We start from the raw sequence: 21,066 nt of genomic DNA, 5'->3' as shown, positions 1-21,066 counted from the left end.
GTCTTTTACGCCCATGGAACCGCCCACCCGCTACCCAAGTAGCATTCGTCACCCACCACCACCTCCTTAAACTGATCACTCAGCCACCCCGTGCCGGAGACCACGATGCAGCAGGCTCATAACGACGGTGTGGTCAGTGCCATGTCTCAGGCTACCGACGCACGGCTGGCCGCTCAGGACCTGGCGCGGCAGTTGCTGCACCCGCACCTGGGTTTCGTGTTGTTCTTCTGCTCCGCCGAATACGACTTGCAGGCTTTGGGCGAAGCATTGGAACAGGACTTTGGCGGCATACGCCTGGTCGGCTGCACCAGCGCCGGTGAAATCACCCCGCTGGGCTACGGCCGCAATTGCGTGACGGCGGTCGGCTTCGATCACCGGCACTTTTCGATCGCCACCGCGTTGATCGATGAAATGGAGCGCTTCAGCCTGATCGACGCGCAGCAGATGGTCGAGCGGCTGGTCGGCACCTGCCGCAGCAATACCCTGGCGCCAATCAAGGGCCACAGCTTTGCACTCACGCTGCTCGATGGCTTGTCCAGCCGCGAGGAGATGGTGCTTGCCGCACTCAGCGCAGCACTGGGGGATATCCCGCACTTCGGCGGCTCGGCCGGTGACGACAATTACCTGAACCGCACCCATGTGTATTACGGCGGTGCATTCCACAACGGCGCAGCCGTGGTGGTGCTGGTCAACACCTGGCTCGACTTCGAAGTGTTCACCACGCATCACATCCTGCCGCGCCAGGAAAAGCTGGTGGTAACCGGTGCCGACAGCGCCCAGCGCCGGGTTTTCGAACTGAATGCCGAGCCGGCGGCCGAGGAATATGCCCGCCACATCGGTGTGCCCGTGGCTGCGCTCGATCACCGGGTGTTCGCCGCCCACCCGCTGGCCGTGCGCATTCATGATCAGTACTACGTGCGGGCGATCCAGCAAATGCATCCTGACCTCAGCTTGAGCTTCTACTGCGCGGTGGAGAACGGCATCGTGCTCACGGCCATGACCCCGGGCCCGCTGCTGCCGAACCTGCACCAGCTGTTCGATGGCCTGCACCAGCGTCTCGGACCGCTGCTGCTGACCATCGGTTGTGATTGTTTCCTGCGGCGGCTGGAACTGGAGGCCCACCGCGGCCTGGAGCCGGTCGGCGCGTTCCTGCGCGAGCAACGGGTGATTGGCTTCAACACCTACGGAGAACAGTTCAATGGCATGCACATCAACCAGACCTTCACCGGGGTCGCCATTGCCCGCAACCGGCCTCCTGTCGGTCGCTGAACTGCAGGCCGAGCTGACCCGGCTGCAGCATCAGAACCACAAGCTGCAGCGTATCAATGACGCACTGATCGAGCGCATCGAGTCGGGCGTGACCCGGGGCAACGACCCATACGCCGCGTTCCAGCATTCAGTGGTGCTGGCCGAGCAGGTACGCGAACGCACCGATGCGTTGAACCAGGCCATGGCCGAGCTCAAGGCCGTCAACCGCCTGCTCAGCGAGGCCCGGCAGCGGGCCGAGACGGCCCACCAGCACCAGATTCGCCTGATTACCGACAACGTCCCGGCACTGATCGCTTACCTGAACGCCGATCTGGTCTACGAATTCACCAACAAGGTTTACGAAGAGTGGTATTGCTGGCCGCATGGCGTGATGCTGGGCCAGAGCCTGCGCGAGGCCCACAGCGAGCAGCACTACCAGCGCCTGGAAGGCTATGTGGCGCGGGCACTGGCGGGGGAGAGCGTGACGTTCGAGTTCGCCGAGACCAATATCAACGGCCAGGAACGCTACATGCTGCGTTCCTACGTACCGAACCGCCTGGCCAGTGGCGAAGTGGTGGGTATCTTCGTGCTGATCCGCGACATCACCGAGCGCCGCAACACCGCACAGGCGTTGCACCAGGCGTATCAGCACCTGGAGCAACGGGTGCGCGAGCGCACTGCCGAACTGACCAGCCTCAACGACCAGTTGCTGCGCGAAATCGAAGAGCGCAGCCAGGCCGAGTCGCGTCTGCGCGAGGCCAAGCGCGAGGCCGAGCAGGCCAACCTGTCGAAAACCAAGTTCCTGGCTGCGGTCAGCCATGACCTGCTGCAACCGCTGAACGCGGCGCGGCTGTTCACCAGTGCGTTGCTCGAGCGCGATGAGCCGCAAAATGCTGCCCACCTGGTGCGAAATGTCAGCAATTCGTTGGAGGATGTGGAAAACCTGTTGGGTACCCTGGTGGATATTTCCAAACTCGATGCCGGGGTGATCAAGGCAGATGTCGCCCCGTTTGCCCTCCACGAACTGATGGACAACCTGGCTGCCGAATACGTCCAGGTGGCGCGTAGCGAAGGGTTAGAGCTGCATTTTGTGGGGTGTTCTGCCGTCGTGCGCAGTGACATCCAGCTGCTGGCACGCATCCTGCGCAACCTGCTCAGCAATGCTATCCGCTACACCCCCAGCGGGCGCGTGGTGCTGGGGTGTCGGCGCCTGCGCGGTGGCGTGCGGATTGAAGTATGGGACAGCGGCATCGGCATTGCCGAAGAACACCTGCAAGACATGTTCCTGGAGTTCAAGCGGGGTGATGTGCAGCGCCCGGACCAGGACCGTGGGCTGGGTCTGGGCCTGGCAATCGTGGAGAAGATCGCCGGCATCCTCGGCCACCGGATCCGCGTGCGTTCATGGCTGGGCAAAGGCTCGGTGTTCGCTGTCGAGGTGCCGCTGAGCACCACTGCTCCCAAAGCCCAGCCGAGCCAGGTTATCTGCGAGCCGATGCTCGAACGCTTGCGCGGGGCGAGGGTGTGGGTGCTGGATAACGATGCGGCGATTTGCGCGGGCATGCGCACTTTGCTGGAAGGTTGGGGCTGCCGTGTGGTGACTGCGCTGTCGGAGGAAGACCTGGCGCGTCAGGTGGACAACTACCACGCTGACGCCGACCTGCTGATTGCCGACTACCACCTGGACAACGACTGCAACGGTGTCGACGCCGTAGCGCGGATCAATGCCCGCCGCGCCCAGCCGCTACCGGCGCTGATGATCACGGCCAACTACAGCAACGATCTCAAGCAGCAGATCCGCGAACTGGGTCACACGCTGATGCACAAGCCCGTAAGACCGATGAAACTCAAGACGGCGATGAGCCATCTGCTGGCCAGTGGCTTGGCATAGCGGTTGGCCGCTTCGCGGGTTGATCCGCGAAGCGGCCGGAACAGCTCAACGGCGCAGATAATCAGCAAAATCGATATCGCCAGCACTGAGGATGGCTTGTACCCGGTTGTGCACATTGAGTTTGCGCAAAATCGCCGAAACGTGGGCCTTGACGGTGGTTTCGGCGATGTCCAGCGTGTAGGCGATCTGCTTGTTCGATTCGCCTTTGGTCATGCGCTCGAGCACCAGCAGTTGCTTGCGGGTCAGGGCCTGGAGCATTTCCGGAGGGAAGCTCGGGGCATCGTTATGGCGCCGGCTGGTACTGCTTTTTTGCGCGCGGATGATGTCTGGCGGCAGGTAGACATTGCCATTGAGGATCTGCTCGATCGCTTCGATCATCTGTGAGCGTGGCGACGACTTGGTGATGAAGCCCACGGCACCGTAGGTAATGGCCTGCAGCACGATCTGCTTTTCCTGCTCGGCCGAAACGATGACCACCGGCGTGGTTGGCGCCTCGTTGCGCAGGGTGATCAGGCCATTGAGGCCGTGCATGCCGGGCATGTTCAGGTCGAGCAGGATCAGGTCGAGGTCGTCATGGGTCTGGGTCAGGGCCAGGGCGCTTTCAAGGTCGGCGGTCTCCATGACCTCGCTGCCCTGGAAACCATCGCTGATGACATTGTGGATGGCTTCGCGAAACAGGGGGTGATCGTCGGCAATCAGAATTTTGTACATGGCCTTTTCACCTTGTTTTTATTGGATGGAGCGGGGCACGCATACACAGGCACTTCAGGGAAACGGCACCGGTTGTGCCGGCTGCAATGGCAGGTTGGCTTGCTGCCAGGCATCCAGGCCGTCGCGGTACCAGTACAGGTTGTTATAGCCCAAGGCTTTCGCGCGTTTTACCGCGTTCCAGCTTAACCAGCAATCGGAGCGGCAGTAAAAGACCAGTGGTTGGTCCAGGTGCCCGGCCGTGGCTTTTTGCAGGTTACGCACGAAGTAGTCCTGCCATGCCGGGCTCAGTTCGCCGTCGCCGGTGTTGGCCAGCCACAGGCTGCCAGGGAGGTTGCTATGCGGCTGGTCTTCTATGAAGCGACCTTGCAGCCATTGACGGCGATAGACGTCGATCAGCACCGGCCGGGGCGTCTGGCCCAGCAGGCTTTGCAAAGTGGCGGTGTCGACGACCTGGCCGCCTTCGACCTGTTGCGGGGTCGGGCTGCGATAGTGCGTGGTGCGATAGCCGTCGGCGGAGAACAGCGGCGCCGTGTCAGCCTGGGCGATACCTAGCGTCAGGCTCAGCGAAAGTACCGCCAGCAAAGGGCGTGGCAGCCGGGGCAGGGCACGTGGCATGGGGGGGTTCCTTTTTGTTATGGACTCATTACATGCCAGTGGCGGTGCTTTGTGAATGCGACGATAGACAGTAAATGCAGTACTAAAGTAGTAGATGGCCGGGCGCCTGAAGGCATGGAGACGCCCTAGGGAGCAACTGTCTTGCTCAATTTCTGAAAGCTGGCGCGATCCCTGTGGGAGCGGCCTTGCGTCGCGAAAGGGCCGCGCAGCGGCCCCAGGATCTCGGCATCATGCATAGATTGCTGGGGCCGCTTTGCGGCCCAATCGCGACACAAGGCCGCTCCCACACGGGTTACACGCCAGGTTTTCAGCGCGGCTTGCGCAGCGCTGCATGCTGGGGGTTGAAGGTGAGGATCGCCAGCAGGGTGAACAATGCGGTCAAGCCCAGGCACACCGCCAGCGCCAGCAGGTTCAACCGCTCATAAAGTGCAAACCGCACCAGCTCTACGGCATGGGTGAACGGGTTCACAGCACACAGCCAGTACAACCACTGGCTGGCCTCGCGCATTTTCCACAACGGGTACAGCGCCGACGACAGGAAGAACAGCGGGAAGATCACGAAGTTCATCACCCCGGCGAAGTTCTCCAGCTGGCGGATGGCGTTCGACAGCAATAGCCCCAGGGCACTGAGCATGAAGGCCACCAGTAGCAATGCCGGCAGCGCCATCAGCAAGCCCGCTGCCGGTGGTTGTACCCCGTATAACCAGGCGATGGCGAGGAAGGCATAGACTTGCAGCAGGGAAATCAATGAAGTTGCCAGCAGTTTGCTGCCCAGCAGGAACGGGCGTGGCAGCGGGCTGGTCAGCAACACGCGCATGCTGCCCATCTCGCGGTCGTAGACCATCGACAGCGAGCCCTGCATGCCGTTGAACAGCAGAATCATGCAGGCCAGGCCGGGGATGATGTACACCTCGTAGGGGATGTAGGTGTCGTAGGGCTCGATGATGGCAATGCCCAGCGCTGCGCGAAACCCGGCAGCGAACACCAGCAACCACAGCAGCGGGCGCACCAGCGCGCTGAGCAGGCGTGTACGCTGCAGCACGAAGCGCAGCCATTCGCGCAGCATGATGCCGTTGAAACATTGCCAGTAAGCGTTCATCGGGCGTTGGCTCCTGAGGGGGCGTTGGTCAGGCGGGCAAAGGCGTGATCGAGGTCACCGCCGTGCTCAAGGCTCAGCGCATCGGCGGTGCCACTGGCCACCAGGCGCCCCTGATGCAGAATCAACAGGTCATCGCTGGGCTGCACTTCGTCCAGCAGGTGAGTGGCCCACAACACACTGAGCTGCTGCTCGCGGCACAACCGGCGCAGGTGCTGGTTAAGCGCCAGGCGGCTGGCCGGGTCGAGGCCGACGCTGGCTTCGTCCAGTAGCAGCAGGCGCGGTTCATGCAGCAGCGCGCGGGCAATTTCCACCCGCCGCCGATGGCCGATGTTCAGCTCACGCACACGATCGCGCCGGCGTTCGCCAAGGCCTTGGCGGGCCAGTTCGGCCTCGACCCGCAGGTGGCTCTGACGCCGCGACAGGCCATGCAAGGCGGCGTGGTAGCGCAGGTTCTGTTCAACGCTCAGGTCCAGGTCCAGGGTGCTTTGCTGAAACACCACACCCAGCTGGCGCAAGGCCGGACGTGCAGCGTTGCGTAGCGAGCAGCCGCACACGCGGATGTCGCCACGCTGCAGGTCGTACAGGCGCGTGAGCAGGGCGATCAAGGTCGACTTGCCGGCACCATTGGGGCCCAGCAATGCGGCGAAGCGCCCGGGTGCCAGGCTGAAACCGACCTGCCGGAGTGCCTCGCGCTGGCCATAGGCAAAGCTCACGTCACTGACGTCGAGGGCGTTCATGGTGTCACCACCACGCCCCAGGGGTAGCGCCCGACCTTCACCGACTTGAGCACTTTGAGCTGCTTCGCATCGATGACCGAAACGTCACCGCTGACACCGTTGGTGGCCAGCAACTGGCTCTGATCCGGGGTGAATGCCAGCTGCCAGACCCGCCGCCCGACCAGCAAGTAGTCGAGCACATCAAAGGTCTTGGCATCGATCACTGCCACGTGGTTGGCCGGGCCCAAGGCGACGAAGGCGTACTTGCCATCGGCGCTGAGCTTGATGCCCACTGGCTGGACTTTGTCCGGGTGCACACCCTTGATCTGGAAGTTCAGGGTTTTCAGCACCTGGCGCGTGGTCACGTCGAGTATGGTCACCGTGCCGCCGATTTCTGCCGAGGCCCACAGGCGCGAACCGTCTTTGCTGAACTCGACGAAGCGCGGGCGCTGGTCGACCAGCGTGCTGTCGGCCAGGGTCTGGGTGCTGGTGTCGATCCAGTGCAGCATGTTGGTGGTTTCGCTGGTGTTGACCGCCCACTTGCCGTCGGGGCTGACCGCCATGCCTTCGGGTTCGATGCCGACTTCGATCTGCCCGAGCACCTTGTCGGTGACGGTGTCGATCACCGTCACCAGCGCATCGTCCTCGTTTGATACATACAGCCAGCGGTCGTTGGGGTGCAGGGCGAACTGCTCGGGGTCCTTGCCGGAAGGCAACTCCTTGATGATCTTGCGGGTGGCCACGTCCATCACCTGCACCCGGTCCGAATCGCTGGCGCAGATGTACAGCAGCTTGCTGTCGTGTGACAGCAGCAAGCCACGCGGGCGCTGGCCCACCGGCAGGGTTTCGGTGACTTCCAGCGTTTGCAGGTCGATCAGGCTGAGGCTGTTGTCCTTCTCGTTGGAGACCCAGGCGGTGGCAGCCATGGTGTGACTGCTGGCCAGCGCCAGGGCGCCCGACAGCAGGCTGGGGTAAAGCAGGGCCCGGTGGAAGAGGGGGCGGCGCATGGCGGATTCCTTATTGTTGTGGTTGTCGGGTCAGGGGTAGCTACACGTCACTTCGGGCTTGTCATAGCCCAGGCTGTCCATTTCGTTGAAGGGATGCAGGAAGCCCTCCTGCGGCGAGGTGCTGACCAGGGCGCGGGGCTGAACCAACGGGATCGGCTGGCGCAGTTCGCCGTTCCACGGGCGGTAACTGAGCTTGCGCCCCTTGAAACCGTCCAGCGGCAATTGCTCGCTGAGCAGCAGTTGCTGCAGCGCGCGAGGTTCGGCCAGGCGCAGCTTGCTGGCCGCACTGGCGACACTGCGCACAGCCATCCAGGCGGCGAAGTCACGGTCATTCATCCAGCGCCCGGCCTGGGCCTCGAAGCGTTTTTGCAACTGCGCCGCCCCGAAGGTTTCCACCGTCTTGTGCCAGCCCGTGGGGGTCAGGCCCTGGGTACCGGCCACCGGACGTGGATACCACGTCTGGTAGGGCAGGTACTCGCCGAAGTCACCGCGTTCGTCGGCCACCAGTACCACGTCGTACTCGGCAGTCTGGGTGAACAGCGGCATGTCGGCCTGGGCGCTGCGGCGCTGGTCGTTGTCGAAGGTCCAGGTTTTTTCCGCGACCAGTTGCACGCCAAAGCGCTTCACCGACCGCCGCAGGGCAGCGGCGTACGCCTGATCGTCCGGGGTCTGGCCGACCACCAGCAATGCCCGTTGCCATTTGCGCAGCACCAGGAACTGCGCCAAGGCGTCGGCCAGCATGGCCCGGCTCGGCAGGCTATGCAGGACATTGCCCAGGCACTGGCTGCTGCGCAGGCTGTCGTCGGGGCTGCCGGCGTTGAACAACAAGCTGTCGGGCAGGGCGGCAGAAAGCGCACGCAGGCTGGCAGCCGGGGCATTCACCACGAACACGCGCAGGCCTTGATCATGCTGGGCCCTGGCGGCTTGCAGCAGGGCCTCGGGACTGTCGACATTGGCGCTGGTCAGCTGAAACTGCTGCTTCAGAAAGCGCCCGGTGCTATTGCTGTCGACAATGGCCAGTTCGGCACCTTGGAGCCCGGCATCGCCAGGTTCGGGGATGATGTTGGACAGCAGCGGGCCAGCGGCGGGGCGATAGCCCAGGTAGCCGATGCGTATGTGCAGCGGGGCTGCGGCCTGGCCCTGAGCGGCGGGCGCCAGGGGCGTAGCCAGCGTTGCGGCCAAGGCCAGCAGGCAGGTCAAGGCAAGGTGGGCAGGCTGGCGCATAACACACTCCACGGCAGATGGCGCCAGCATAGGAAGCCCGCCGGGAGGGGGAAATATGCAGAAAGTAGCGCTCGGCCGGTACCAAGGTAGTAATTCAGTGCGGGGGCCGTGGTTTTACGATGGTCCACAACGGCCTGAGGAGAACCGCTTGTGCGCCTTGTCAACTTGTCGGCCCTGTGGCGAGTCAACCTCTGGGTCACGTTATGCTTCGCCTTGGTGACGCTGGCTTGTGCCGGGGTGCTGTTGCACCAGGCGGTGGCCGACGTCGAGCGTGAGTTGCAGTCCGCCGAAGCCGTGGTGGCATACCTGGGCGACACCGCCGAACGTGACCCGGCAAACCTGCAGCCCGGCTTGACCAAGAGCCTGCGCCATGTGCGGGTGCACTGGCTGGCAGCGGGTGAGGTGCCAAGGCTGCCGCAAGAGGCCGGTATCGATGCCTGGCTCGGCCGCCAGTTGTTCGGCGAGCGCTACCACAGCAGCCGGCTGCTGGACTTGAGTGATGGCCGCCGCGTGTTGATTGCCGTGGATGCGCGGGATGAAATCGATGAAGTCTGGGACTCCCTGCAACAACTGCTTGGCGTGTGTGGCCTGGCGTTGTTGCTGAGCTTGTGGACCATCCGCTGGGCGGTACGGCGGGCCATGGGCCTGCTGGATGAGCTGCTGGGGGCCTTGCACCAGGTCTCAGGCGGGCAATTGACGGCACGCCTGCGCGAGGCCGGCCTGCCGGAAGCGCGCCAGTTGGCCAAACACTTCAACCGCATGGCTGCAACCCTGGAGCAGGCTCAGGCCGACAATGCCCAGCTGACCCAGGCCCTGCTGGCAGTGCAGGAGCAGGAGCGTACACAGCTGGCGCAGACCCTGCACGATGATCTTGGGCAATACCTGGCAGGCATGCGTGCCCAGCTATGCCTGCTGCGTATGGTGGCCGAACAGCCGGAAATGGTGACGCAGACGGTGCAGGCCCTTGAACTCAACTGCGAGCGCCTGCAGCAAGGTTTTCGCGCGCTGGTGCACAACTTGTATCCGGTGGCGCTGCACTACATGCCGCTGGCCGAGGCCTTCGGGCTGTTGGTGAGCCAGTGGCAGGCCAGCCAGGGCATCGAATGCCGGCTGCGGGTTGGCGAGCACTTGCCGGCGCTGCCTGGGCCGAGCAGAACGCATTTGTACCGCTTGCTGCAGGAGGCGTTGACCAACGTCGCCCGGCATGCCGGTGCCAGCCAGGTGCGGGTGCGCCTGCAGCGCAGTCCCAAGGGCTTGCGCCTGTTCATTCGCGACAATGGCTGCGGCGCCCACCAGCCCCAGCGCCCAGGGGTAGGCCTGCACTCGATGGCCGAGCGCGCCCGCAGCCTTGGGGGGGAGTTACGCATTTTCAGCCGCCCTGGAGGCGGCTGGGCGCTGGCCCTTAACATTCCCCAGGAGGTGTGATGAATATCGTGTTGGTCGATGACCACGCCGTGGTCCGCCAGGGCTACGCCAGCTTGCTGCGGGCGGTGCTGCCATTGGTGCAGGTGCGTGAGGCCGCCAGTGGTGAAGAGGCGCTGGTCAGGGTACAGGAGCAGGTGCCCAACCTGGTGATCATGGACTTTGGCCTGCCCGGTATCAGTGGCCTGGAAACCACCCGGCGCCTGCGCCAGCGCCTGCCGCAATTGCGGGTGCTGTTTTTCAGCATGCACGACGAGCTGCCGCTGGTGCGCCAGGCGTTGGATGCGGGGGCTTCGGGCTACCTGACCAAGAACTCGGCGCCCGAGGTGCTGATCGAGGCGGTGCAGCGGGTATTGGCCGGGCATGCCTACATCGAGCAGCCCCTGGCCACCCAGCTGGCTTGCCTGTCACAGCAAAGCACCAGTGACCCCCGGTTGCAGCGCATGACCCAGCGCGAACTGGAGATATTCACGATGCTGGCCAAGGGAACCCCGGCGCGGGTGATTGCCGAGCAGTTGTGTATCAGTGCCAAGACCGTGTCCAACCACCTGACCTTGCTCAAGAGCAAGTTGCAGGTCAGCTCACACGCCGAGCTTGTGCATCTGGGGATTGATCTGGGGGTGGTGCGGGTGGCGGGGTGAGGTATTTCATTGCACCTGTTGGGGCTGCGTCGCAGCCGACCGCGCCCAACGGAATGTATCCACCCCCCGACATGTGTCCACCCCCGAATCAGGCGTAGGAGCGGGTTTACCCGCGAATACGGTGGCGGCGGCAACGGTGAATAGCGGGTGGAAATTGGCCAGCAGGGCCGGCCCTTTCGCGGGTAAACCCGCGCCTACAGGCCCCTCATTTGTCCCAGGTCTCAGGGCACCCCTTGCACCCCTCCATGTTGGCCTCCTGAAAATTCCCGTAATGCTGCCGTGCCCCGCGTAAATCGGCGTGTGCCAGGTTGCTCTGGCCAAACTTGGCCTCCTGCAGGTTGGCATCCCCCAGGTTGGCCTCTTGCAGGTCAGCCTTGCTCAACCAGGCCATCTCCAGGTCCGCCGCCTGCAAGTTGGCCTGCTGCAGCTTTGCCCCGGACAGCCTGGCGAACTGCAGATAGGCTGCGCGCAGGTCCGCCTTTTCAAACTGTGCGCCCTGGGCGAACAAGCCCCAGCCTTGAATGGCCACCAGCCTGCTGTTGCTCAGGTCAGCCAGGCGCAGATTGCTCTGTTGCAGGCTGGCGCGGGTCAGGTTGGCTCCTTGCAGGCGGGCTTTTTCCAGATTTGCGAGGTCCAGCTGGGCATGACGCAGGTCGGCATCGCGCAGGTCGGCACCGGCCAGGTTCATCTTGCGCAGGTCCTGGTTGGCCAGGTTGGCGCCGCGCAGGTTGGCCCCCGGGCACTGGCTGGCTTCGGCAATCACGCAGCCGTTGATGGTCAAGGGGGTATCGGTGCCGGCGTCGTCGGCGTTCACTGCCAGGGCAGGGGATAGCGCCAGCAGCAAGGTCAAGGGCAGGTAATTCATGGCAAAAGCCTCTGGACGGGAGAAGGGCAGAAACGGGGAGGGGCGCAGGCCGCTCCCCGCTGCAGGTCAACGTTGTGCAGTCTTGTTGTCCCAGCTCGGGATCTTGAACACCCAGAACGAACCACCCTGAGCCACCGGTTTGGTCAGCTCGGCCATGTCGCCGCCCCACAGCGGTACTGCACCGCCGTAGCCCACGGTCACGCCGATGTACTGCTCGCCGTCCTGCTCCCAGGTGATGGGCGGCGAGACGATGCCGCTGCCGGTCTGGAACTTCCACAGCTCTTTGCCCGTCTTGGCGTCGAAGGCCTTGAAGAAGCCGTCGCCCGTGCCGGTGAACACCAGGTTGCCCTTGGTCGCCAACACACCGGCCCATAACGGCAGGTGTTCCTTGTGTTCCCACACCAGCTTGCCGGTGGTCGGGTCCATGGCGCGCAACGTGCCGACGTGGTCGTCGTACATGCGCTTGATACGGAAGCCCATGCCCAGATAAGCCGAGCCCTTCTTGTAGTTCACTTCCTCGGTCCAGTATTCCTCTTTCCACTGGTTGCCGGGGATGTAGAACAGCCCGGTGTCCTGGCTGTAGGCCATGGGGTTCCAGTTCTTGCCGCCCAGGAACGGTGGCGAGACTTCCACCGGCTTGCCCTTGGTTTCACCCGGCAGCGGCTTGGCCGGGCGTTGGCCGGGGTTTTCCACCGGGCGCCCGGTCTTCAGGTCGATATGGCTGGCCCAGGTGATGTTGTCGACGAAGGGGAAAGCGTTTTGCAGCTTGCCGTTGTTGCGGTCAACCACATAGAAGAAACCGTTGCGGTCGGCGTGGGCGGTGGCCTTGACCACGTTGCCGTTCTTGTCCTTGTAGTCGAACAGCACCAGCTCGTTGTTGCCGGAGAAGTCCCAGGCATCGTTGGGGGTGTGCTGGTAGAACCACTTGACCTCGCCGGTGCTCGGGTCGACGCCGACCTGGCCGGAGGTGTACAGGCTGTCGAAGTCATGCGGGTTGCCGTCCTTCGACGTGCGCGCCCAGGTATTCCAAGGGCCGGGGTTGCCAGCGCCGACAATGATGGTGTTGGTTTCGGGGTCGAAGCTCGCGCTTTGCCAAGGGGCACCGCCGCCGTGGCTCCAGGCTTCGACCTTGCCGGTTTCGGTGGTAGGGTCGTCTGGCCAGGACGGCGCCTTGACGTCACCGGTCGGGGTGCTGTCCTTGCCGTTCAGGCGGCCCATGTGGCCCTCCACGAAGGGCCGCATCCACACTTCTTCACCGGTGTCCGGGTCGCGCGCGAACAGCTGGCCGACCACGCCGAATTCATCGCCGGAGCTGCCGTGGATCAGCAGCACCTTGCCGCTGGTCTTGTCCTTGATCAGCACTGGCGCACCGGTCATGGTGTAGCCGGCGCTGTGGTCGCCGAACTTCTTGTTCCACACCACTTTGCCGGTGCGCTTGTCGAGGGCGATGACACGCGCATCGAGGGTGCCAAAGTAGATCTTGTCGCCGTAGATCGCCGCCCCGCGGTTGACCACGTCGCAGCAGGGACGAATGTTGTCGGGCAGGCGGTGGTTGTAGGTCCACAGGCGTTTGCCGGTCTTGGCATCGAGGGCGAATACCCGTGAGTACGAACCGGTGACGTAGACCACGCCATCGCTGACGATGGCCTGGGATTCCTGGCCGCGCTGCTTCTCGTCGCCGAAGGAGTAGGACCAGGCCGGGGTCAGCTTGAACACGTTCTTGTCATTGACCTGGGCCAGCGGGCTCCAGCGCTGGGCATTGGTGCCCATGCCGTACTGCAGCACGTCCTGGGTGGTCAGGTGGTCATTGGCGATGTCTTCCCAGGTGACGTTCTTGCCGGCAGGTGCAGCGGGTGTGCTGGCCGCTGTTGCCACATTGCCCAGGGCCAGGCTACCGGCCATCAGCAGGACGCGCACGCTCAGGGCCAGCGGGGAAAGGGCGGGTAGCGATCTTATTGTCATGGTTGCAGTTCCCAGTGGAGGTTTTGGCCTGCACAGGGTGGGGCGCAGCGGCCATCGCGGGATACGGAAAAAGTCCCGCCCTTGCCGGGAATAATTCCCGCGCGGCACCTCAATTGGCCCTTCGCCACAAGCCCTACTACCAAGGGATTAAGGCCCGGCCACCAAAGCAGCATTCGGCCGCCCGCGGGCTGTTCCTAAGATGGCGGCACGGCCTCTGTGGTTGAGGCTTTGTGTGCAATGGTGAGGGCATAACAATGACAACAAAATGCAATGTGTTGCTTGCTGCTGGGTTGCTGGCCGCAGCCGTGCTGACCGGTACAGCCTGGGCCCATGGCAACGTGGTGCCCCAGGCAGTGGAGACCAAGGGCCTGACCCCGATCAAGGACACTGGCGTGAGCCTGGACGGCGACGGCTGGGCCGCGGTCAACCCGTACCGCAGCTCGCCCGAGCACGACAAGGCCGTGGAAATCGGCGCCTCGGCCTACAACCAGAACTGCGCTGCCTGTCATGGCCTGGAGGCCAAGTCCGGTGGTATCGCGCCTGACTTGCGCATGCTCGATGCGGGTGATGCCGGCGATGAATGGTTCGTCGAGCGGGTACGCCACGGCGCGGTTCGCGACGGCCGCGTGTACATGCCGAAGATGGCCGATTACCTCAGCCAGGAAGCCCTGTGGGCGGTGCGCACCTATCTGGACAGCGTGCACGTCGAGGAGTGACGGCCATGCGTCTGTGGGCGGTGCTGTTGAGTGGCCTGCTGCTGTGGTGCGCGGCGGCCCAGGCGCAGGTGCGCAACTATGACGCGATCATCGCTGCCGGCGAGCTCAAGGTGGCGGTGTACAAGGATTTCGCCCCCTACAGTTTTCAGGACCACGGCCAGCCGCGTGGTGTCGATGTGGAGCTGGCGCAGGCCCTGGCCACGGCCTTGGGGGTACGCCTGCAACTGATCTGGGCGCCACCCGGAGAAAAGCTCGACGATGACCTGCGCGACTACATCTGGCGTGGCAGCCCGCTGCGTCATCAGCAATTGGCCGACCTGATGATGCGGGTGCCTTACGATCGCGCCTACGCGCAGCGGCGCAACGAGCTGGGGGAGCTGGAAAACGCCCAGGTGGTGATGTTCGGCCCCTATCAGCAGGAGCGTTGGCAGGTGGCCTACGATCGCCGTCGACTGGCCTCGGTGGCCAGTGTCGCGGTATTCCAGCAGCATCCTATCGGGGTCGAGGTGGACAGCGTGCCGTCGTTCTACCTGACATCGGTGTTCAACGGCATGCTCAGCGCCAGGACCCACCATTACCCCGGCGTGCAGCAGGCTTTCGCTGCCATGCAGGCCGGCCAGGTGGACGCAGTGATGGCGATGCGCGGCGAGGTTGACTGGCAGCTGCACCAGGCCGCCGACCCACAACTGGCCTTGGCAGAGAACGCCTACCCGAACCTCGGCAAACAGGCCTGGGAAATCGGCATGGCCGTGCATGAAAGCAACCGGCAGCTGGCCTATGCAGTTGAGGAGGCCATGGAAGCGATGATTCGCGATGGCCGGCTCAAGGCGATGTATGCCGCGTACGGCCTGCGTTACGAGGTCCCGGAGATGTATCAATAGGAGTGGCCATGAACTGGCGAGCAACTTTCCTGCTGGCCTGCTGGATGCCCTGGGCCGCCCAGGCTGCGACACAAGGCACCCACACAGACCCGGTGCCTTCCGTGATGTGGGACTTCTACCACAAGCAGTTGCTGGGGCAGGCGGCGTTCGTGTTCGATGACCGTGTGAAGCTTCTGGCGCCGCCCTTTGCCGAGGATGCACGGCAGGTACCGCTGGAGATCGACGCCCGGGCGTTCACGGGCGATGTGGTGCGGATTATCGCCTGGGCAGAGCTGAACCCTCTGCCGCGCATCGTCGACTTTCAGCCCGGTGAGCGCGTGTTGCCCTGGTTGTCGATCCGCATCCGCATCGAACAGGCCACACCGCTGCGCGCCGCTGTACTGACGCGCGATGGCCTGTGGCACGTCGGTTCGACCCTGATCGATGCGGCCGGCGGCGGTTGTACCGCACCCAGCGTGGTGCGCACCCAGCCCGGCTGGGAGGAGCACCTCGGGGAGGTGCTGGGCGGGCGCTACCCGCGTGGCGACAGCAGCCGCCTGCGCCTGCAGGTGGCCCACCCCATGGATAACGGCCTGGTCAGCGGCATTCCTGAGTTCTTTCTCAACCATGCCGAGTTACAAGGTGCAGATGGCCAGCGCCTGGCCAGCCTGGAGCTGTACCCGGCGGTCAGCGAAAACCCCAACCTGGGCTTTGACATTCAGGGCCCCGGGCCAACACGGCTGCTGTTGCGGGACAACAGCGGCAACCAGTTCGAGGCGGCGCTGCCCTGAGCGCGTTGTCTGATTTCACCCTGACCCGAGGCACCGTCATGCGTTGGATCCTGCTGTTGCTGCTGTGCCTGGGGCTGCCGGCCCAGGCTGATCTGGCGTACCGGCTCACCCCCCGGCAGATCGCCGAGGGCACCTGGTTGCTGGAAGGCAGCACCGACAATTTCGCCAAGGCCAATGGCGGCAATGTGGTCAACACCGCGTTCATCGTCACCGACAGCGGTGTGGTGGTGATCGACAGCGGGCCGTCGAAAGGCTATGGCGAGGCATTGCGCAAGGCAATTGCCACCCTCACCGACAAGCCGGTAGTGGAGGTGCTGCTGACCCATCATCATCCTGACCATGTGCTGGGCAACCAGGCCTTTGCCGATGTGCCGATCGGTGCCCTGGCCGGCACCCGCGACCTGCTGCGCCAGCAAGGCGATGCCATGGCCGAGAACATGTATCGCCTGGTCGGCGACTGGATGCGCGGTACCGAGGTGGTGCTGCCGACCCGGGTGCTGCAGCCGGGCGTGCATGAGGTGGGTGGGCACCGCCTGAGGTTGCTGGGGCTGGGCGGGCATACGGGTGCCGACCTGGCGATTTTCGATGAAAAGACCGGGGTGCTGTTCGCCGGCGACCTGGTGTTCTACCAACGCGCCCTGACCACGCCCAACAGCCCGGGGCTGGACGTGTGGCTCAAGGACCTGGATACCCTGCAGGCACTGCCCTGGAAACAGCTTGTACCCGGGCATGGCCCGTTGGCCAGTGATGCGCAGCCGTTCGTGCAGATGCGTGACTACCTGGGCTGGCTCGATGGCCTGATGCGTGATGGCGCGGCGCGCGGTGACGACATGGCTGAGATGATCCGCAGCCCCATTCCCGAACGTTTTGCCGGGATCAGCCTGACGCGTTATGAGCTGATCCGCAGTGTCAGCCACCTGTACCCGCGTTACGAGCGCCAGCAGTTGCAGCGCTTGCCATGACATTTTTTGTGCCTGTCAGCCCCCGTGCCGCCCACCCATCACTCAGGCCGCTACCAAGGAACTAGAAAACTCCGCACTGCGAGCAATTGTTGGCAATCGGGTCGGGACCAAGAATTCCCGACACACCGGGAAATTTTCCCGGGCACAACAAAAAAACCAAAGGTAGCCGTCATGACCCGATCCCCACGTCGCCCCTTGTTCGCCGTGAGCCTGGTGCTCAGCGCCATGCTGCTTGCCGGCGCGGCTCACGCCGCTGTCAGCAATGAAGAAATCCTCCAGGACCCGAAGAACCCGCAGCAGATCGTGACCAATGGCCTGGGCGTGCAGGGCCAGCGCTACAGCCCGCTGGACCTGCTCAATGTCAATAACGTCAAGGAGCTGCGCCCGGTCTGGGCGTTCTCCTTCGGCGGGGAGAAGCAGCGCGGCCAGCAGGCCCAGCCGCTGATCAAGGACGGGGTGATGTACCTGACCGGCTCCTACTCGCGGGTGTTCGCCGTGGATGCCCGCACCGGCAAGAAACTGTGGCAATACGATGCACGTCTGCCGGATGACATCCGCCCCTGCTGCGACGTAATCAACCGCGGCGTCGCGCTGTACGGCAACCTGGTGTTCTTCGGCACGCTGGACGCCAAGCTGGTGGCCCTGAACAAGGACACCGGCAAGGTGGTCTGGAGCAAGAAGGTCGCCGACCACAAAGAAGGCTACTCCATCAGCGCCGCGCCGATGATCGTCAATGGCAAGCTGATCACAGGCGTTGCCGGCGGCGAGTTCGGCGTGGTGGGCAAGATCCAGGCGTACAACCCGGAGAACGGCGAACTGCTGTGGATGCGCCCCACCGTGGAAGGGCACATGGGCTATGTGTACAAGGATGGCAAGGCGATCGAGAACGGTATTTCCGGCGGTGAGGCGGGCAAGACCTGGCCTGGCGACCTGTGGAAGACCGGCGGCGCCGCGCCGTGGCTGGGGGGTTACTACGACCCTGAAACCAACCTGATCCTGTTTGGTACCGGTAACCCGGCGCCGTGGAACTCGCACCTGCGCCCCGGTGACAACCTGTACTCCTCCTCACGCCTGGCACTGAACCCGGACGACGGCACCATCAAGTGGCACTTCCAGAGCACGCCGCATGACGGCTGGGACTTCGACGGCGTCAACGAGCTGATCTCGTTCAACTACAAGGACGGCGGCAAGGAGGTCAAGGCTGCCGCCACGGCAGACCGCAACGGTTTCTTCTACGTGCTCGACCGCACCAACGGCAAGTTCATCCGCGGCTTCCCCTTCGTGGACAAGATCACCTGGGCCACTGGCCTGGACAAGGACGGCCGGCCGATCTACAACGACGCCAGCCGCCCGGGCGCACCCGGCAGCGAGGCCAAGGGCAGCTCGGTGTTCGTCGCGCCGGCCTTCCTCGGCGCCAAGAACTGGATGCCGATGGCCTACAACAAGGACACAGGGCTGTTCTACGTGCCGTCCAACGAGTGGGGCATGGACATCTGGAACGAAGGCATCGCCTATAAGAAAGGTGCGGCGTTCCTCGGTGCCGGCTTCACCATCAAGCCGCTCAATGAAGACTACATCGGCGTGCTGCGCGCCATCGACCCGGTCAGCGGCAAGGAAGTGTGGCGCCACAAGAACTATGCGCCGCTGTGGGGCGGTGTGCTGACCACCAAGGGCAACCTGGTGTTCACGGGCACGCCAGAGGGCTTCCTGCAGGCATTCAACGCCAAGACCGGCGACAAGGTCTGGGAATTCCAGACCGGCTCGGGCGTGCTCGGCTCGCCCGTCACCTGGGAAATGGACGGCGAGCAATACGTTTCGGTAGTCTCCGGCTGGGGCGGCGCGGTGCCGCTGTGGGGCGGCGAAGTGGCCAAACGGGTCAAGGACTTCAACCAGGGCGGCATGCTCTGGACCTTCAAGTTGCCCAAGCAGTTGCAGCAAACGGCAAGCGTCAAGCCATAACGCCTGCCTACTGCCGCTTGCTGCCGCTGATCGGTGGCAAGCGGCCCTACTACCAAATGACGAGAGCCCCGCTGCCAACGATGCATTCGCCCGGCACGCGGGGCTTCTTACCATCGGTGCATCGCCTGTCGTGGGACAGGCACCGACCCGCAGAGGCTCAGCATGATCTACGCACAACCCGGAACTCCAGGCGCCGTCGTATCCTTCAAACCCCGTTATGGCAACTTCATCGGTGGCGAGTTCGTGCAGCCGTTGGCTGGCCAGTACTTCATCAACAGCTCGCCGGTCAATGGCCAGCCGATTGCCGAATTCCCGCGCTCCACGGCCCAGGACGTCGAGCGCGCCCTGGACGCCGCGCATGCCGCCGCCGAAGCCTGGGGCAAGACCTCGGTGCAAGACCGTGCGCGGGTACTGCTGAAAATTGCCGACCGCATCGAACAGAACCTGGAAGTGCTGGCGGTTACCGAAAGCTGGGACAACGGCAAGGCCATACGCGAAACCTTGAATGCCGACGTGCCGCTGGCAGCGGACCACTTCCGCTATTTTGCCGGTTGCATCCGCGCCCAGGAGGGTGGCGTAGGCGAGATCAACGAAGGCACCGTGGCTTATCACATTCACGAGCCGCTGGGTGTGGTGGGGCAGATCATCCCGTGGAACTTCCCGCTGCTGATGGCCGCCTGGAAGCTCGCCCCGGCCTTGGCCGCTGGCAACTGCGTGGTGCTCAAGCCCGCGGAGCAGACGCCGCTGTCGATTACCGTCTTTGCCGAACTGATCGCCGACCTGTTGCCGGCAGGCGTACTGAACATCGTCCAGGGCTTTGGCCGTGAGGCCGGTGAGGCGCTGGCCACCAGCAAGCGCATTGCCAAGATCGCGTTCACCGGGTCCACCCCGGTGGGCTCGCACATCATGAAGTGCGCGGCCGAGAACATCATCCCGTCCACCGTCGAACTGGGTGGCAAGTCGCCGAACATTTTCTTCGAAGACATCATGCAGGCCGAGCCGGCGTTCATCGAGAAGGCTGCCGAAGGCCTGGTGCTGGCGTTCTTCAACCAGGGCGAGGTGTGCACCTGCCCGTCACGGGCGCTGATCCAGGAGTCGATCTACGAACCGTTCATGGCCGAGGTGATGAAGAAGATCGCCAAGATCACCCGCGGCAACCCGCTGGATACCGAAACCATGGTGGGTGCTCAGGCGTCCGAGCAACAGTACGACAAGATCCTTTCGTACCTGGAAATTGCCCGGGAGGAGGGCGCGCAGCTGCTCACCGGCGGTGGTGCCGAGCGGCTGCAGGGTGACCTGGCCAGCGGTTACTACATTCAGCCAACCCTGCTCAAGGGCAACAACAAGATGCGCGTGTTCCAGGAAGAAATCTTCGGGCCAGTGGTGGGCGTGACCACCTTCAAGGACGAAGCCGAAGCGCTGGCGATCGCCAACGACAGTGAATTCGGCCTGGGCGCCGGCCTGTGGACCCGCGACATCAACCGCGCTTACCGCATGGGCCGCGGGATCAAGGCCGGGCGAGTGTGGACCAACTGCTACCACCTGTACCCGGCGCATGCGGCGTTCGGGGGGTACAAGAAGTCCGGTGTTGGCCGTGAGACCCACAAGATGATGCTTGACCATTATCAGCAGACCAAGAACCTGCTGGTGAGCTACGACATCAATCCGCTGGGCTTCTTCTAAACCGCGTCGCGGCCTTCGCGGGCTTGCCCGCTCCCACAGGTTCACCGCTGGTTCCAGAACCGGTGAAGAACCTGTGGGGGCGGGCGAGCCCGCAAAAGGGCCGGCACATGCATGGCCTACCCGTACCAACGCACCCCGCAAGCTCGTTCCAAAGTAGCATTCGGTCCAGTCCGCCCCCGTGCATTAATGCTTCTACCGGAATCCTCCGGCACAAGAAGAGGACTTGCCCTATGTGGACTAAACCCGCCTATACCGACCTGCGCATTGGCTTCGAAGTGACGATGTATTTCGCCAACCGTTGATGACGGCCCGGCCATCGCCACGGTGGCCGGATCCTCCTGGAGTATGCGCCTGTGAACCTGATTGATCGCCAGCAGGCCCTTGCCTTGGGGCGAGGCTTGCGCCTGGACTGGGAGCCACGGAAGGCTTGCCACGTGCTGTTGTACGCCGGGGGCATCATCGAGCTCAATGCCAGTGCCGGCTGGGTCCTCGAGCTGCTGGACGGCCACAGTACCGTGGCAACGGTCATCGACCGCCTGGCACAACGCTTCCCCAATGTACCGGGGCTCGAAGAGGACGTACTGGCGTTTCTGGAGGTGGCCCGCGCCAAATCCTGGATAGAATGACCGGTAGCCCCGCTTTGGTCTGGTTGCTTTCGTGGTGGGATGCTTTACGCTGGCGGTTATCTTCCAGAACA

General features: G+C 63.7%; 20 protein-coding genes. 12 read left to right on the top strand and 8 right to left on the bottom strand.

Features of this window, described 5'->3' with window-relative positions:
• Positions 1-105 precede the first annotated feature (105 nt).
• Positions 106-1,269, top strand: a complete 1,164-nt coding sequence (gene nosP / locus LU682_RS17315; protein ID WP_010953582.1) for a nitric oxide-sensing protein NosP — start codon at positions 106-108, stop codon at positions 1,267-1,269.
• On the top strand, positions 1,238-3,136 hold the full coding sequence (locus LU682_RS17310) for a PAS domain-containing hybrid sensor histidine kinase/response regulator (RefSeq protein ID WP_060494870.1): 1,899 nt from the start codon (positions 1,238-1,240) through the stop codon (positions 3,134-3,136). The genes nosP and LU682_RS17310 overlap by 32 nt, the downstream gene beginning before the upstream one ends.
• A 45-nt stretch (positions 3,137-3,181) precedes the next feature.
• Here LU682_RS17310 and LU682_RS17305 read toward each other — a convergent pair whose 3' ends face one another.
• The 6 genes from LU682_RS17305 to LU682_RS17280 form a co-directional block, all read right to left on the bottom strand.
• Positions 3,182-3,847 (bottom strand): response regulator, encoded by a 666-nt coding sequence (locus tag LU682_RS17305; RefSeq protein WP_010953584.1) that lies wholly within the window; start codon positions 3,845-3,847, stop codon positions 3,182-3,184.
• Between the two features lie 54 nt (positions 3,848-3,901).
• Positions 3,902-4,462, bottom strand: a complete 561-nt coding sequence (locus LU682_RS17300) for a PQQ-dependent catabolism-associated CXXCW motif protein (RefSeq protein ID WP_010953585.1) — start codon at positions 4,460-4,462, stop codon at positions 3,902-3,904.
• A gap of 307 nt (positions 4,463-4,769) precedes the next feature.
• On the bottom strand, positions 4,770-5,561 hold the full coding sequence (locus LU682_RS17295) for an ABC transporter permease (RefSeq protein WP_010953586.1): 792 nt from the start codon (positions 5,559-5,561) through the stop codon (positions 4,770-4,772).
• On the bottom strand, positions 5,558-6,298 hold the full coding sequence (locus LU682_RS17290; protein WP_010953587.1) for an ABC transporter ATP-binding protein: 741 nt from the start codon (positions 6,296-6,298) through the stop codon (positions 5,558-5,560). Before LU682_RS17290 ends, LU682_RS17295 begins: the two co-directional genes overlap by 4 nt.
• Positions 6,295-7,284 (bottom strand): YVTN family beta-propeller repeat protein, encoded by a 990-nt coding sequence (locus LU682_RS17285; protein WP_010953588.1) that lies wholly within the window; start codon positions 7,282-7,284, stop codon positions 6,295-6,297. Before LU682_RS17285 ends, LU682_RS17290 begins: the two co-directional genes overlap by 4 nt.
• A gap of 30 nt (positions 7,285-7,314) precedes the next feature.
• Entirely contained in the window at positions 7,315-8,508 is a 1,194-nt protein-coding gene (locus LU682_RS17280; protein ID WP_049586275.1) for an ABC transporter substrate-binding protein, read from the bottom strand.
• Positions 8,509-8,658: 150 nt separating this feature from the next.
• Between LU682_RS17280 and LU682_RS17275 the strand changes: the two genes are divergently transcribed.
• Both LU682_RS17275 and LU682_RS17270 read left to right on the top strand, forming a co-directional pair.
• Positions 8,659-9,933: a sensor histidine kinase gene (locus LU682_RS17275; RefSeq protein ID WP_010953590.1), complete on the top strand. Its 1,275-nt coding sequence runs from the start codon at positions 8,659-8,661 to the stop codon at positions 9,931-9,933.
• Positions 9,933-10,571 (top strand): response regulator, encoded by a 639-nt coding sequence (locus LU682_RS17270; RefSeq protein WP_010953591.1) that lies wholly within the window; start codon positions 9,933-9,935, stop codon positions 10,569-10,571. Before LU682_RS17275 ends, LU682_RS17270 begins: the two co-directional genes overlap by 1 nt.
• 205 nt (positions 10,572-10,776) lie before the next feature.
• Here LU682_RS17270 and LU682_RS17265 read toward each other — a convergent pair whose 3' ends face one another.
• The gene (locus LU682_RS17265; protein WP_010953592.1) at positions 10,777-11,436 is read right to left on the bottom strand and encodes a pentapeptide repeat-containing protein; all 660 of its coding nucleotides are present in this window, start codon (positions 11,434-11,436) and stop codon (positions 10,777-10,779) included.
• A gap of 66 nt (positions 11,437-11,502) precedes the next feature.
• On the bottom strand, positions 11,503-13,398 hold the full coding sequence (gene exaA, locus LU682_RS17260) for a quinoprotein ethanol dehydrogenase (RefSeq protein WP_010953593.1): 1,896 nt from the start codon (positions 13,396-13,398) through the stop codon (positions 11,503-11,505).
• Between the two features lie 254 nt (positions 13,399-13,652).
• On the opposite strand from exaA, the gene pedF reads away from it, so the two are divergent.
• The 8 genes from pedF (at position 13,653) to pqqD (ending at position 20,995) form a co-directional block, all read left to right on the top strand.
• Positions 13,653-14,114 (top strand): cytochrome c-550 PedF, encoded by a 462-nt coding sequence (gene pedF, locus LU682_RS17255; protein WP_010953594.1) that lies wholly within the window; start codon positions 13,653-13,655, stop codon positions 14,112-14,114.
• 5 nt (positions 14,115-14,119) lie between these two features.
• On the top strand, positions 14,120-14,995 hold the full coding sequence (locus LU682_RS17250) for a substrate-binding periplasmic protein (RefSeq protein ID WP_049586273.1): 876 nt from the start codon (positions 14,120-14,122) through the stop codon (positions 14,993-14,995).
• Positions 14,996-15,003: 8 nt separating this feature from the next.
• Positions 15,004-15,765: a quinoprotein dehydrogenase-associated SoxYZ-like carrier gene (locus tag LU682_RS17245; RefSeq protein WP_019436701.1), complete on the top strand. Its 762-nt coding sequence runs from the start codon at positions 15,004-15,006 to the stop codon at positions 15,763-15,765.
• 38 nt (positions 15,766-15,803) lie between these two features.
• Positions 15,804-16,727, top strand: coding sequence for a quinoprotein relay system zinc metallohydrolase 1 (locus LU682_RS17240; RefSeq protein ID WP_010953597.1), 924 nt, complete (start codon positions 15,804-15,806; stop codon positions 16,725-16,727).
• 171 nt (positions 16,728-16,898) lie between these two features.
• Positions 16,899-18,686 (top strand): PQQ-dependent alcohol dehydrogenase PedH, encoded by a 1,788-nt coding sequence (pedH, locus tag LU682_RS17235; RefSeq protein WP_010953598.1) that lies wholly within the window; start codon positions 16,899-16,901, stop codon positions 18,684-18,686.
• 162 nt (positions 18,687-18,848) lie between these two features.
• Complete coding sequence (gene exaC, locus LU682_RS17230) at positions 18,849-20,369, top strand: acetaldehyde dehydrogenase ExaC (protein ID WP_010953599.1); 1,521 nt, start codon at positions 18,849-18,851, stop codon at positions 20,367-20,369.
• A gap of 230 nt (positions 20,370-20,599) precedes the next feature.
• On the top strand, positions 20,600-20,671 hold the full coding sequence (gene pqqA, locus LU682_RS17225) for a pyrroloquinoline quinone precursor peptide PqqA (RefSeq protein ID WP_003243383.1): 72 nt from the start codon (positions 20,600-20,602) through the stop codon (positions 20,669-20,671).
• A gap of 51 nt (positions 20,672-20,722) precedes the next feature.
• Positions 20,723-20,995 (top strand): pyrroloquinoline quinone biosynthesis peptide chaperone PqqD, encoded by a 273-nt coding sequence (pqqD, locus tag LU682_RS17220; protein ID WP_010953600.1) that lies wholly within the window; start codon positions 20,723-20,725, stop codon positions 20,993-20,995.
• Positions 20,996-21,066: the final 71 nt, after the last annotated feature.

Source organism: Pseudomonas alloputida, assembly GCF_021283545.2.
GTDB lineage: Bacteria > Pseudomonadota > Gammaproteobacteria > Pseudomonadales > Pseudomonadaceae > Aquipseudomonas > Aquipseudomonas alloputida.
The sequence above is the reverse complement of the archived record's forward strand: the minus strand, read 5'-3'. Positions and strand labels throughout refer to the sequence as shown.